The sequence below is a fragment of the Leptospira weilii genome, from assembly GCF_006874765.1.
Taxonomy (GTDB): Bacteria; Spirochaetota; Leptospiria; order Leptospirales; family Leptospiraceae; genus Leptospira; species Leptospira weilii.
In genome coordinates this window covers 2,990,001-3,002,500 of sequence record NZ_CP040840.1, presented here as the reverse complement: position 1 = coordinate 3,002,500, position 12,500 = coordinate 2,990,001, and the positions used below count along the sequence as shown (strand labels likewise).

Below are 12,500 nucleotides of genomic sequence, written 5' to 3'. Positions count from 1 at the left end.
CGGAGGATGTCAACCTATACGGAGACTATGACGGAAAGGGCATGATTGGGGGCTCTTCTTCTTTTTACGCGGGACCGCCGGGAACCACGCCTAAAACAGGACCTACTTGGATCAAGGGGGGAGGGATCGTTGGTCCCTATGATACCGCTCTTATCCCGAAAAATAACTCTCAAATTGCAGGATTTAAAATTACCAACCCGAACCCGGAAGCCCCGGAAGTTCATGTAACAAGTGGAATTTCCGTAAAGTATGGATCCCTAATGATTAGGAATAATACAATCACGGGGATGCCCGTGGGATACGGTATCCATATTTATTACAACGGTGGAGTTTATATTAGTAGTTTAATCTCTGGAAATCAACTTACTCATAACTATCATGGGATTGCTAATTATAGTGGCAATCGAATCTACTATGACAAAGCGGAGAACAATGTAATTTCTCGAAATTACATAGGTATATTCACTGAAAGTGGACTTGATTTGGGAGGGGGACCGGCTAAAAGCGAGGGAAACAATACGATTTCCTGCAATTCATACAAGGACATATGGATACCGGGTGCCTATAACGATCCGCAAATTCTATTCGCAAAGAATAACTATTGGGATCACTTTCCGCCTCAGATGTCTTCTACTACCTCCGACAAGGTCGGCTTGGACATAAAACACCTCAGCAAGGAAACGGTTGTTCGCTATGAGGAAGGATCTGTGGCTCCAAACCATTGTAATTAAAAAATGATTCTTCCCTCTTTTTCGATAGAATCGAGGGAAGGCATCACCTTACCCACAAACTTGGATCCGAAGATAAATCTGTCGGAATTCCGACAAATCCTCTGTGAAACGATCGGCCCCGCAGAGCGACCTAAACACCGACCCATAGGAAGGTGTTTACTGAGTTTAGGGAACTCTTGCGCCTGAGTTTCCCCTGATTTTTGGGTGGGGTGGAGAGGCGGTGGGAAAAGGCTCAAGAGATTTTTCTCTATCAGAAAATGATACTTCTCGCAAGGTAAAAGCCTCATTCTTGTCGGAACACTTGAAAAATATCAGTTTTGATCCTTAGATACAGACTTCTAAAACGCACGAGTTCCCACAGTGCAAAAAACTTCCGAACACATTTGCGGATAAATTACGACTCGACGCATAAAAATGATACTCGAAAATAAACGGTCGGTTTTGCAAAAGTATAGCGGTTCTCAAAAATTAAGTCAAATCGGAAATTCTCTGACTTTTTAGAGTAAGATTCAAACATTCTAATTCTATAAATCAGTTTATCATAATATTCTATTTATGATTCCGAGTCGTATTAATTCTATATAATGAAGTTTCCGAGATTTTACATGATTATAGGTCATCTCAAAAATGGATTTTAACGTTATGTAATGATTTTTCGAAAGTAGATGGAATATTTTTGAGATAACTTGCAATAATAGAGTTGTTGAAAAATTCAATAGTGGAGATTAACAAGTCTGCTCCAATCGTCCGTTTCAATGAAACAGAAATAGATGGAGAAGTAATTTTTCAACAACTCTGCTATATTTCAGAATTACGAATCTGTAGAGGAGCGATTTTTTGGATTCTGTATACGTTCTCACATTTTATAGAAAAGTTTGTAATGCGTGTAAGCGTCTGTATTTTGCCGAAAAGTATAAATTTGCGAATAAGAAATCGAATTTTCCGAATACTCCTTGATTTTTGCGGATTCGATTCCCGAAACAAGGAACCTCTTTCGAAAATGAAAGAGGTTTCAACATTAGTCTTTGAACCAGTGCTTTTTTCGAAACCAAAATATCATACTGGTAGGGATGAGGGACATTAGTCCGATCGTAATATACAACAATGGAGCGTTTGCGTAGGGGATTGTAGTAAAATTCATCCCGAAAAAACCGGTTAGGAAAGTGAGCGGCATAAAGATCAAATTAATCAGAGTAAGTCGCTTAACAATATCGTTGGTTCTTTGTGAAATTACTGAAAAATACGCATCCATAGTGTTCCCAAGAAGGTCCCGATCCATGTCGATCGTTTCATAGATCCGACTCAAATGATCGTAAACGTCCCGGAAATAAATCTGAATTTTTGGACTTAGGAAACTGTTATCTCTTCGAATCAAACTGTTGACGATTTCCCTTTGAGGAGAAAGAATTCTTCGAATCCGAGTTAGATTTCGTTTGAGGAAGAGGATTCCGGCGATGGTCTGCTGAGTGTCTTGGTTTACGAGTATCTGCGATTCGATCCGAACGATCTCTTCGCTAATCTTATCCAAGATCGGAAAGTTGGAATCCACTGTCTGATCGAACAGCATGTAAAGAATCTGATCCGTTCCTCTGGAAAGCGGATTTCCCTGTGTCATACAACGTGCTTTGAGTTGTTCGATTGACGGTTCTTCTTTTTGATGGACGGTGACTACAAATTTTTCGTTAAAAAAAATATGGATCTCGTTATTTTTTAGAATTCTTTTTTCTATATCGTACTGAAATCTATGCAGAACGATAAATAGATACGATTCGTATTCGTCCAATTTCGGTCTTTGATTTTTATTGATACAATCCTCTATCGCAAGCGGATGGAAATTGCACCCCCTTGCCAGAAAATCCATATCTTCTCCTTCCGTTGAATCCAGATCGATCCAAACTAAACCTTTGGTGCAAAGCCATTCCAGTTCGGAGAATTCCGGAGGTTTGTTATTTGTTTCCGGAAGTATCTTACAAGGATTTGCTACCGATTTTTCTTGATTTTCTTCCGGGAAGAATTCAGTGAATAAGATTTGTTTCAATGAAAGAATCTCCGAAGGTTGAAACTATTTCGAAAAGAATGTTTGGCAAGAAAATTATCTAAGCTTTCGCGAAGAGTCCGCTTACAAACTCAATCTCGCTCCCGACCATAACCAACCCCATAAATTAAGAAGACTTTTGGGATCATAAAGTTATGGCTCCCGACGGGTCGCTCGGATTTCCCAACGTTGTTGGGAGCAAAAGATTACGCTCCGCTATCTTTTTGCTATCTCGCTCCCGACGGGTCGCTCGGATTTCCCAACGTTGTTGGGAGCAAAAGATTACGCTCCGCTATCTTTTTGCTATCTCGCTCCCGACGGGTCGCTCGGATTTCCCAACGTTGTTGGGAGCAAAAGATTACGCTCCGCTATCTTTTTGCTATCTCGCTTCCTATGGGTCGCTCGGATTTCCCAACGTTGTTGGGAGCAAAAGATTACGCTCCGCTATCTTTTTGCTATCTCGCTTCCTATGGGTCGCTCGGATTTCCCAACGTTGTTGGGAGCAAAAGATTACGCTCCGCTATCTTTTTGCTATCTCGCTTCCTATGGGTCGCTCGGATTTCCCAACGTTGTTGGGAGCAAAAGATTACGCTCCGCTATCTTTTTGCTATCTCGCTTCCTATGGGTCGCGAGATAGGTCGCTCTATTTCTTAGCTTCGCTAAGAGCTTTCGATTAGCTCAACCTCGCTTCTATGGTCGCTCGGTAATGCTCCGCTGGCTTCAGCTAATTCGCTCTCGGGATCGCGAATTATGTATTTTTCAGAGTGTAAATGAGGAAGTTGCGGAAGTCGTCGAGCGAGAATTCTTTCTTGTTCGTGAGGTAATTGATCATATAACCGATCGTAGTCGAAGCGAGGTTCTTGATTTCGAATTCCGTGTAATTCGGTTTAATGGAGCGGATCGTTTTTTTCGAAGTTTCAAAAAAGATCATATTCACGAGGCGAATATTTCTTCGCTTCAACCTATGAATTTTGGGTTGAAGCATAAGATTCCAATAGAGTCTGAGATAGTCCTCGTTTTCCTTGACAAGAGTGATGATACTTTCGGAAACGTTCATAATCAGATCCTCCCGACTCGGATTCGAGACAACTTCGTCTGTTATATAACGTTTTAGGATTTTATCATGCGATTCTATGATTCCTTCGAGGATCGCTTCTTTCGAATCGAAATAACGATACGCGAGTCCGAGAGACATGCCCGCTTTCGAAGCAACCTGTCTCATCGTAGTTCCGTGATAGCCTTGTTCTGAAAAAAGTTTGAGAGAGGTTTTGAGAATTAGATCTCGGGTATCTTTAGCCATTCTTACCGAATAGAATATAGTACCTTTCTGGCTCCGATTCTTTCTCTGTTCGTTTCCATTCTATTTTTATAGGAGAACGCCTTTTCGGGTTTTAAGACGGAAAAAAGATCGTAGAGCTCGATCTCGAAAAATAACATTGCTTCGGCGACTTCTTCCGGATTTTTTTTCAAAGAATCCTGAGAGTTCACTACCACATGTCTCGAATTGATGAGATCCGGACTGATGGTTTCTGCGATTTTTCTGAAATTGGATTTTGTGATCGTTCCGCCGACGGAAGTTCTTTTTCCTCTTTCTCTGGAGAGATAAACGATATTCTTCGTTACTCTCATCACTTCTTCGTCGTCCGGAATTAGGCCCATGGAAGCGGAAAGATCGGAACGGGCCGCGGTAACTTGGTCCAAGTCCGCAAACGGGCGGGAATCCGCTATTTCCAACAAATTTTTATAACCCGTGATCGTTTCCAGATTAATCGATTTGGAAATTTTTCCATAATTGACGGGAGTGAGCATGCTCTTTAATGTCTGAATAAAATTTTTGAGTGCGTAAGAGGATTCTATCATAGGAGCGCAAATCCCTTCGATTTCCTCTTTGACAAGCATTCGGATATCTGTCCTTGCTTCGGGTCCTCCGATTTTCACGATGACTGGAACTAAGTCTTTCGCCACCAAATGGAGAATTCGGATCTCGTCCGTATCCATGTCCTCTGTTTCGGTTCCGCCTTTCAATCCGCAGATTGGATACTGATCGGTAAGAGAAACGAGGGTTCTTCTGAGTTCGATAAGTTTGCGGTCTAATTGCTCTTTCACAGTCAAAGTATCGGTGATTTTTGAAAAACCGATAGAATTTTTAACGCAGGATTTGACAGGGGAGGGAAGATTCTTTTTGCTTTCCTTATGAACCTGGAATCCGAGGTAAAAACAAAAAATTCGTCTACCGGAGAGGAATCTCCGATCAGCTCCGCATTTTCCTTTATTTTGATCGTGATCTTGGTATTTGCCTTCAAATCCTCGGTTTTGGACGCGAATAATATTCCTTCTGGATCGATGATTCCCACTTTAAAAATAGGGGACTTTCTATTTGTGAATAAGATGAGATATTCGATTCGTATGCCTTTTACCGAGGCGGAACTGATTCGGATCGACGATCCCAAGCGGGGGGATATCGTTACTTTCGCGCCTCCGCTTCGGGCTCTGAGTTTAGGAGATAGCCGAGACGGTTTTTTCGCAAAACGCTACGTGAAACGTGTGGTAGGTCTGCCGGGGGACACAATCCGAATCTCTTCTAAATTTCTTTCCACGAAAAAAGGAAACGTGAACTATTCCGTGATCGAATATAAGGAAAAAGGATCCGACACATTTCAAGGTTACGATCCTGTGGAAATAGAAGAGGGAACTATTCTAGGAGATTTGGACAACCTTTATGCCCCGACTAGATCTTTGTTTTTGGAAAAGAAACCCGGCTTTGAACACTACGTTCTAGAAGGTTATGAAGAAGATCGTAAACGCCTCGACGGATACGAATGTAATTTTTCAATCGGTTGCCAGATTCCCGAAAATCAATATATGGTCGTTGGCGACAATCGGGACGATTCTCACGATTCCCGCGCTTGGGGTTTTGTCAAAAGGGAAGACATCCTTGGAAAAGCTTTGGTGATCTATTTTTCCATCAACTGGAAGGACAATGTCTGCGAATATAAGAGCGGAAAGGAACTTTCCGAGAAAGGCCCGGAATTTGCAGAACGGTATCAGGGAGAAGAACTCATAAAAAATTGCCATCCTTCCGAGATAGGACTTGTGCGCGAGGAAAGCAAAGCCGGTTGGATCGAACGCACTCTTCGGTATAGAATCTGGAGAATGGAAGTTCGTTGGAATCGGATCGGCACGATTCTGCGTTAGGCGCTATGTCCGAAAAGAATTCAGAACCTTCCGGTAAAAATGAATCCTCCGATAAGGACGCTCAAGACGCGTCCGGGTTTCAAAAGGATTCTAAGCGCCAAGAAAAAGAATTCTCTCCCTGGGAATTTGCGGGGCTCGGAATCGAATTCGGTGTGATCGTAGTCGGTTCGGTTTATCTGGGAAATTATCTGGATACTAAATTTCATTCTTCTCCCTTCGGTTTGTTAGGCGCTTGTCTTCTCGGATTTTCCTACGGAATCTATTACATCATCTACAGAACGACTTTGAAGAAGTAACTTGGAATCCGCAATGGCTGAGAAAGTAAAACGTGAAAAGGCATCGCTTCGATATTGTGTGAAAGCGCTGCGATTTAAGGAGAAAACGAAATGGTAAAAAGCGATCGATGGACCGGAAATCTTCGGGTTTTTGCAAGTGTGTATTTTCTATTGATCTCTCATCTTATAGCCGGTCCATATTCTTCCTTCGATTATTTGGTCGGCGGAGGAGAAGGGCAGATGAAATCGCAACCGGACACGGAGGCCGCCAAAATCGCTTCGTTTCGACTCTTGACTTCCGGATCCGATCCGGTGAATTCTTATCTCGCGTATAGATATTTATCCAGGCCCACAAACACTACGTTTAAAATCTCCGAACAAACATTTGTGTACGAATCAACAAGCATTCTCACTTGGGGTATTTCCATTTCTCAAACAAAGATCCAAAGAAGCGGAACCGCTTACGAGCCCAATTCGGACGTGGAGCGGTTTTACTATTACGCTCGTTTGACGGGGCTTCAATTGACGGACTACGCCTCTCAAATCAATCAAAAAGTTACTGTGGTAGACGGCTTGATCACCGAACTAAAGTTAGGTGCGAGATCCGGTTACTTTTATGGTAAGGGCGATAAAAGCGGAGTATTTCCCAATTTGTATCTGACGGCGGGGGGAGGATCGGGCATAGGTCGATTCGGAATCAATCTCGGATGGCGTTTTCAATCGGGAGCGGCCTATATTCACTTTTTATGTTTTAGTCGTTATTATACGGGAGAAATCGTAGGCTTCGATTACGGCGGAAAAATCGGAGTAGGAACGGTTTTTTAAAACGTCGTTTTCGGAAACTCTCAACGAATGCTTCGAGTGGTCTTGTCCGATAGGAATTATGAAAATTTTATTTTGAGAGTTAAAGCATGAGTTTTGAATTGAATATCCGGAAATCGTTTTTTCTTCGATTTCTGATCGTCGTTTCTTGTCTGTTTTTATTTGAGAGCTGTAGATTTGTTTCCATACAAGAATCTTTGCGAAGTTATATTCTTGTTAAAAGCGCGTTGAATTTTAATTCTTATATTTCTCGGAAAGAATGGAAGAACGCGGCTCTTGTGGCTCGTTTCTATTCGATGAGCGTTTCCGTCTTTGGGATCGGCGATGCTACGTTAGACGGATTTAAAAGTGGAAGCGCCTATTCTGCGAGAGAAGATTTTGCAGCGGATCTTCTTGCTTACGCTGTATTTGCGGAGGATGATCAATTTCTGCCTCTTCTCTATCAATTGATTCCTGCTAAGATCCGAGATTCCAGACTTGCATTCAATCTCGCCTGTTTTCATTCCATTCGCGGAGATAAATGGAAAATGATCCATTATATGAAGATGGCATTCTCTCTGAGGATGACCGTCGATAAATTTGAAAAGGATCGAGACTTTGATCGTTTCCGTCGGGACGAGGATTTTATTCGAATTCTTCGCATACATCGAAATTTTTATTCAAAGAAGGAAAGTAATCGGCAGAAAAGGAGGACGGGATACGGACTCGAAGTGCAGTGAAGTCAGTAGCAAGCTTTTCGGAAAGGATTGTCTGTCGAAACAGCATTCCATTCTCAATTTGAATGCTTTGGAAACTTCGCAACGACCTTCTTTGTTGAAAACCGTTTTCTCTTATGAATTCTAAAATGAGTTGGAAAAAGTATCTATTAGGATTTGCTGTTTTGATTCTCGTCTTGGTGGCGGGTTGCGAAGTCTTTTATCCGGAGAGGAAATTTCTTTCCGGAAGTGTTCTTGCGTTGTTTTTACTCGTTCCTTTTTATCTTCTAAAGATGATTACTATTCTCCGATTTCCCGAAAAAGGAGTGGGAATTCAAATGGGTATAATGGCGGCTTCTTTCTTTTGCAGTGGAATCGCTGTTTGGGTCGCAGTTTCGCAGAACGATAGTTCTGATTTTATAATCGGTTTTTTGATTGCCCATTTCAGCCACTTTCTAATAGTTGTATTCGCGAGCTTTGAGTCTTCCGGAAGCGTAATAAAATAAAAAACACCGGAGAGCTTCGCCAATTCTGTATAGGCGGTTCGTATTTTGAGACGGTCCCCTTTTTTAATTCGAAAAAATGTATCTAAAACAGACTTCTTTTATGACAAAAAAGTTTATCTTCTTTGCACTCTTAGTCGTATTTTTACCAATCCAAATATTTGCATCGGAGCAATCTTCGCATAAGGTCTTCGATTTGAACGAAGTCATCGTTCATCATTTGATGGACAGTGCCGAATTTCCGTTTAATGTCGGTGGGATAAGGGTTTTCGAAGGGGAAGCAGATTTTGATTCCTCCGCTTCCTCGATCTTTACCGATCACGAAACAGGAAAACGTTTTCACTATGTCGGCGGTTTCGATATGCACATTACGAAACGCGTCACGATGATGTGGATCGTAGCGTTTTTTCTTTTCATCGTCTTTATTCCCGCGGCGAGAATCATCGCAAAAAATCCTCTGAAGATCCAATCCCGCTTTGCAAACACCGTGGAAGTTTTCGTAAATTTCTTGCGCAAGGACATCGTGGACGAAAGTATGCACGGACACGGTCACGGCTATTATCACTACATCTTCACTTTGTTCTTCTTTATTTTATTCTGTAACTTGATGGGACTTGTTCCTTCCGTCGGAGAATTGCTTGTAGTCGGAAAAGAATACGGTGTGATCGCGGCGACCAAGATCGGTCTCGTCACTCCGGTTCCTGAAAAGTTGATCGTGGCTCACGGTGGACATGCTTCTCATCACGAGGTTCCTTTTGTCGCAAAGATTTGGAGCGGTATCACCGTAACCGGAGATATTTCCGTTACGATGACTCTCGCGCTTCTTACGATGTTCCTCATTTATACCGCGGGTTTTATTTATCAAGGGCCGAAATTTCTCTGGCATTCCGTTCCGAACGGGGTTCCTCTTCCTCTGTATTTGATCATGTGGCCTCTGGAGTTTCTCGTTTCTCCGATGGCAAAAACATTTGCGCTTACCGTGCGACTTTTAGCGAACATGACCGCGGGACACGTGATCATTCTCGCTTTGATGGGTTTTATCTTTCAGTTTCAGTCTTGGGGAATCGTGCCGGTTTCGATCATCGGTTCGGGACTGATCTATGTCTTGGAGATTTTCGTGGCGTTTCTCCAGGCTTATATTTTCGTACTGCTTACTTCCTTATTCGTAGGGCTAAGCATGCATAGGCATTGATTGTAGGAATATTGAATCAACAAGGAGACAATTGGGCAATATGGAATTTGGATTAGGATATATCGGCGTGGGGATCGCTGCAGGGGTCGCAATTCTCGGAGCGGCACTCGGGATCGGAAGAATCGGTGGTTCCGCTACGGAAGGAATTTCAAGACAACCGGAAGCGGGTGGTAAAATTCAAACCGCAATGATTATCGCTGCTGCGTTGATCGAAGGGGCGGCATTGTTCGCTCTTGTGATCGCTTTCCAAGCGGCGGGAACTCTGAACGAAGGTCTGAAAGCAACTGTTGCCAACCAAACAAAGGCTTCCACACCTGTAGTAACCGAAGAAAAAGGAAAATAAAAGTTGATACTCTTAGCTGCTAAGGGATTGAGCCTCTTAGACGTAAATCCGGGTCTAGTAGTCTGGACTCTGATTACCTTTCTGGTCGTAGTCTTAGTCCTCAAAAAGTTTGCCTGGGATGTGATTTTGAAGGCTCTCGATGAAAGAGCTCAGACCGTACAGAACGACATCCGAAAGGCCTCGGAACTTCGTTCGGAGGCGGAAGCTCTTCTGAAGGATTACGAAGCTAGACTTGACTCTGCAAAAGACGAAGCGAATGCAATCGTCGCGGAGGCCAAATCCGATGCTTTGAAGCTGAAGAACAAATTACTGGAAGAAACTAACCAGGAAGTGAAGGCTCAGAAAGATCAGGCGGTGAAAGAAATCGAACTCGCGAAAGGAAAAGCTCTGGAACAACTGCAAACTCAGTTCGTAGAAATGACGATTACCATTGCAGGGAAGGTTTTGGAAAAACAATTAAAAGCGGAAGACTACAAGGCTTTTATCGAAGTCGAGTTGAATAAACTGGGGAAACTGAGCGCATAGCCAATGAACGATTCCGGTGTTTCAAAGATATACGCATCCGCGCTTTTAGGAGTTGTAAATTCTCCGGAAGAAGTGGAACAAGAACTCGGCGATTTGGTTCGGCTTCTTTTCGAAGAGGAAAAGATCAGAAACTTTTTTCTTTCTCCCACTGTGTCGATCGAAGAGAAAGAAAGTATTTTGGGAAAAAATCTCCGGGGAAAAATTTTGGACGTAACTCTAAACTTTCTCGGAGTGCTTTTAAACAAAGGAAGATTCATCAACCTTCCCGAAATTCAAAAGCAGTTCACCGTAGAGTTAGATAAGAAAAAGGGAAGGGTTCGCGCGCAAGTAAAAAGTTATCCTTCTTTGGAACCTACTCAAATCGCGAAACTCGGATCCATACTTTCGGAAAGATTCAAATCGGAATTTGTCCTGGAAGTCTCGGAAGATAAGTCTCTTCTGGGCGGATTTGTCGTACAATTCAACGACTTGAAAATCGAAAAGTCAATCGCTTCCCAGCTCGGGGAAATCAAGAAAGCCATGTTGGAAAAGAAATTACCGGTTGGAGCCGTCTATGAAAATTAAAACAGACGAAATTACGTCCGTACTCAAACAAGAAATTTTAAATTATAAAAAAGACCTCGGCGTTGATGAAGTCGGAACGGTTTTAGAAATCGGGGACGGAATCGCCAGAGTGTACGGACTCAAAAACGTGATGTCCGGAGAGATGGTCGAATTTCAAAACGGAATCTTCGGACAGGCGTTTAATCTGGAAGAAAATTCGGTGGGTGTGGTCGTTTACGGAGACTACCTCGCAATCCAAGAAGGATTCACCGTAAAAAGAACCAGCCGTATTTTGGAAGTTCCGGTAGGACCAGAACTTCTGGGTCGCGTAGTAAACCCGTTAGGCGAACCTCTCGACGGAAAAGGTCCGATTGATGCAAAACTTACCAGACCGGTGGAATCTCCGGCTCCTGGTATCGCGATGAGACAGCCCGTAGGCGAGCCGATGCAAACCGGTATCAAAGCGATCGACGCAATGATTCCGATTGGGCGTGGTCAGAGAGAGCTCATCATCGGCGACCGCGGAACCGGAAAAACTTCCATCGCACTCGATACGATCATCAACCAAAAAGGAACCGGAGTGATCTGCGTTTACGTGGCGATCGGTCAGAAAGCTTCTACCGTTGCTTCCACCGTTGAAATGCTCCGCAACAAAGGCGCGCTCGAATATACGATCGTAGTTTCCGCAACCGCTGCGGAGCCCGCACCGCTTCAATACATCGCTCCGTATTCCGGATGCAGTATGGCCGAATACTTTATGTATAACGAAAAAAAAGCGACTCTCGTGGTTTACGATGACCTTTCTAAACAAGCCGTTGCGTATCGTCAGATGTCTCTTCTGCTTCGTCGTCCTCCGGGTCGGGAAGCATATCCTGGAGACGTTTTCTATCTTCACTCCAGACTTCTCGAAAGAGCCGCGAAACTCGACGACAAATACGGCGCGGGTTCTTTGACAGCTCTTCCTATCATCGAGACTCAGGAAGGCGAGGTTTCCGCATACATTCCTACAAATGTGATTTCGATCACCGACGGACAGATTTATCTCCAGTCCAACTTGTTCGCATCGGGTTTTCGTCCCGCGGTGGACGTGGGGATTTCGGTTTCCCGCGTCGGTTCCGCGGCACAGATCAAAGCGATGAAACAAGTCGCCGGTAAGATGAAACTCGAACTCGCACAGTTCCGCGACTTGGAAGCGTTCGCTCAGCTCGGAACCGAACTCGATCCTGCGACGCAAGCACAGCTCGATCGCGGAAATAGAATCGTTCAGATGCTCAAGCAGCCCGTTTCTTCTCCGTATCCTGTGGAAGAACAAGTCGTGGAAATTTTTGCGGTAACTCGCGGATTTATGGATAAGATTCCTGTCGCAAGAGTTCAAGAATACGGAAAGTTTCTCTTAACCACGATCAAAGAAAAATATTCCGAAGTATTGGATGCGATCCGCAAAGAAAAGAAAATCTCCGACGAAGAAAAACTCGGCGAAGTTCTGAGTCAAGTCGCGGAAGAATTCTTAAGAAAGCACTGAGATAGAGGTTCGCTTTGGCAACTCCAAGGGAAATAAAGAAAAGAATCACCTCGGTCAAGAACACGAGAAAGATCACCCGGACGATGGAAATGGTCTCCACGGCCAAGTCCAAGAAGATC

The 12,500-nt window shown here is 43.5% G+C and carries 16 protein-coding genes (2 of these 16 cut by a window edge); 12 read left to right on the top strand and 4 right to left on the bottom strand.

Annotated elements, in window-relative coordinates; translation table 11 throughout:
- Window positions 1-731: the 3' portion of an LIC10774 family surface protein gene (locus FHG67_RS14570; RefSeq protein ID WP_004501004.1), read on the top strand. It extends 340 nt beyond the left edge of the window; only the last 731 of its 1,071 coding nucleotides appear in the window; the start codon falls outside the window, past its left edge; it ends in the stop codon at window positions 729-731.
- Here FHG67_RS14570 and FHG67_RS21800 read toward each other — a convergent pair.
- The 4 genes from FHG67_RS21800 to FHG67_RS14555 all read right to left on the bottom strand — a co-directional run bounded on the left by FHG67_RS21800 (window position 728) and on the right by FHG67_RS14555 (window position 4,872).
- The gene (locus FHG67_RS21800) at window positions 728-877 is read right to left on the bottom strand and encodes a hypothetical protein (protein ID WP_004494924.1); all 150 of its coding nucleotides are present in this window, start codon (window positions 875-877) and stop codon (window positions 728-730) included. The two genes, FHG67_RS14570 and FHG67_RS21800, sit on opposite strands and share 4 nt — an antisense overlap.
- 872 nt (window positions 878-1,749) lie before the next feature.
- On the bottom strand, window positions 1,750-2,769 hold the full coding sequence (gene corA, locus FHG67_RS14565; protein WP_004494942.1) for a magnesium/cobalt transporter CorA: 1,020 nt from the start codon (window positions 2,767-2,769) through the stop codon (window positions 1,750-1,752).
- 745 nt (window positions 2,770-3,514) lie between these two features.
- Window positions 3,515-4,066, bottom strand: coding sequence for a TetR/AcrR family transcriptional regulator (locus FHG67_RS14560; protein ID WP_004494907.1), 552 nt, complete (start codon window positions 4,064-4,066; stop codon window positions 3,515-3,517).
- A gap of 2 nt (window positions 4,067-4,068) precedes the next feature.
- Complete coding sequence (locus FHG67_RS14555) at window positions 4,069-4,872, bottom strand: HpcH/HpaI aldolase family protein (protein ID WP_002632870.1); 804 nt, start codon at window positions 4,870-4,872, stop codon at window positions 4,069-4,071.
- A gap of 87 nt (window positions 4,873-4,959) precedes the next feature.
- On the opposite strand from FHG67_RS14555, the gene lepB reads away from it, so the two are divergent.
- From lepB to atpG, 11 genes are all read left to right on the top strand, one after another.
- Window positions 4,960-5,961, top strand: coding sequence for a signal peptidase I (gene lepB / locus FHG67_RS14550; protein ID WP_004498770.1), 1,002 nt, complete (start codon window positions 4,960-4,962; stop codon window positions 5,959-5,961).
- A 5-nt stretch (window positions 5,962-5,966) separates the two neighbouring features.
- A complete protein-coding gene (locus FHG67_RS14545) occupies window positions 5,967-6,257 on the top strand; it encodes an AtpZ/AtpI family protein (RefSeq protein WP_016759812.1) in 291 nt (96 codons plus the stop codon).
- A 90-nt stretch (window positions 6,258-6,347) separates the two neighbouring features.
- The gene (locus FHG67_RS14540) at window positions 6,348-7,061 is read left to right on the top strand and encodes a hypothetical protein (RefSeq protein WP_004494876.1); all 714 of its coding nucleotides are present in this window, start codon (window positions 6,348-6,350) and stop codon (window positions 7,059-7,061) included.
- Between the two features lie 86 nt (window positions 7,062-7,147).
- Complete coding sequence (locus tag FHG67_RS14535) at window positions 7,148-7,777, top strand: TPR end-of-group domain-containing protein (protein ID WP_142499835.1); 630 nt, start codon at window positions 7,148-7,150, stop codon at window positions 7,775-7,777.
- A 125-nt stretch (window positions 7,778-7,902) separates the two neighbouring features.
- Complete coding sequence (locus FHG67_RS14530) at window positions 7,903-8,259, top strand: hypothetical protein (protein WP_036074850.1); 357 nt, start codon at window positions 7,903-7,905, stop codon at window positions 8,257-8,259.
- Between the two features lie 76 nt (window positions 8,260-8,335).
- Window positions 8,336-9,448 carry a F0F1 ATP synthase subunit A gene (gene atpB, locus FHG67_RS14525; protein WP_004494947.1) on the top strand — a complete coding sequence of 371 codons (1,113 nt, stop codon included), beginning with the start codon at window positions 8,336-8,338 and terminating at the stop codon, window positions 9,446-9,448.
- Between the two features lie 40 nt (window positions 9,449-9,488).
- Window positions 9,489-9,791 (top strand): ATP synthase F0 subunit C, encoded by a 303-nt coding sequence (locus FHG67_RS14520; RefSeq protein ID WP_002632911.1) that lies wholly within the window; start codon window positions 9,489-9,491, stop codon window positions 9,789-9,791.
- Window positions 9,792-9,794: 3 nt separating this feature from the next.
- Entirely contained in the window at window positions 9,795-10,316 is a 522-nt protein-coding gene (locus tag FHG67_RS14515; RefSeq protein WP_004494956.1) for a F0F1 ATP synthase subunit B, read from the top strand.
- Window positions 10,317-10,319: 3 nt separating this feature from the next.
- Complete coding sequence (gene atpH, locus FHG67_RS14510) at window positions 10,320-10,880, top strand: ATP synthase F1 subunit delta (protein ID WP_002632820.1); 561 nt, start codon at window positions 10,320-10,322, stop codon at window positions 10,878-10,880.
- Complete coding sequence (gene atpA, locus FHG67_RS14505) at window positions 10,870-12,381, top strand: F0F1 ATP synthase subunit alpha (protein WP_004498689.1); 1,512 nt, start codon at window positions 10,870-10,872, stop codon at window positions 12,379-12,381. Before atpH ends, atpA begins: the two co-directional genes overlap by 11 nt.
- 14 nt (window positions 12,382-12,395) lie before the next feature.
- A protein-coding gene (gene atpG / locus FHG67_RS14500; RefSeq protein WP_004498685.1) for an ATP synthase F1 subunit gamma crosses the window boundary here: on the top strand, window positions 12,396-12,500 show its start. 756 nt of this gene lie beyond the right edge of the window; 105 of the gene's 861 nt are visible here — the first part of the coding sequence; its start codon is at window positions 12,396-12,398; its stop codon lies beyond the right edge, outside the window.